Source organism: Bacillus sp. mrc49, from assembly GCF_002803435.1.
In genome coordinates, this window is the sequence record NZ_PHNG01000220.1 from 1 (window position 1) to 843 (window position 843).

An 843-nucleotide genomic window follows, 5' to 3' on the forward strand; every position below is an offset into this window, starting at 1 on the left:
AATACAGCCGGTACTCTGGAATTGAACATAGACGAAGTAGGGTTGTATTTTAAATGTTTTCTTCCTAATACAAGTTATGCCCAAGACGTTTACGAATTAGTGAAACGTAAAGATGTAAGTAAAATGAGCTTCGGATTTTTTACAGCGCCAAACGGTGACAAGTTCACCAAAGACGAAGGCGGCGGTTATCTCCGTACCATTTACGATATTAGCCAAATTTACGAAGTATCTTTATGTACCATTCCCGCCTATGCAGATACAAACGTAAGCGTAGCCCAGCGGAACCTGACGAATGTAGAAGATGAGTTTAAAAAAGCTCAAGATCTTTTAACCCTACAGCTAGAACTAGAAACATACTAAATTTTTATTTACTTGAAAGGTGGAAATTACATTGTTAACAGAAAAAATGAAACAGTTACGGGCTAAAATCGCAGAAAAGAGATCCGCAGTAAATACACAAGTAACCGCAGCAAAAGAGCGCGCGAACCTTGGAGAATTAGAAGCGGCAAAAGAGATCAAAGAAAAAATTGATTCTCTAAAAACCGAAATTGCAGACCTGGAAGTTGAACTATCAGACCTAGAAGAAATTGACGGCCTAGAAGAGCAAGACCTAGAAGAAGTCGAAGAAAACGGCCAAAAAGAAGGAGAAACGCGCAGCATGCCAAATAAAAAGAAAATCCTCACACAACCTAACGAAGAACGCGCTTTTGCGACGTATATCAGAACAAAAGGAGCAGAAACACGAGACCTTAATTCAACGAGCGGCGGCGTGTTCATTCCCAAAGATGTAGTAAACGAAGTTTTTGAGCTTAAAGAGAATGAGTTGGATCTTGCTAAACTGGC

At 39.9% G+C, this 843-nt stretch carries 2 protein-coding genes; both read left to right on the top strand.

Translation table 11 applies throughout. From position 1 onward, the window contains the following. On the top strand, positions 1-360 hold a 360-nt coding region (locus tag CVN76_RS01560; RefSeq protein ID WP_100530138.1), incomplete at its 5' end, for an HK97 family phage prohead protease. A gap of 31 nt (positions 361-391) precedes the next feature. Then, on the top strand, positions 392-843 hold a 452-nt coding region (locus tag CVN76_RS01565), incomplete at its 3' end, for a phage major capsid protein (protein WP_100530139.1).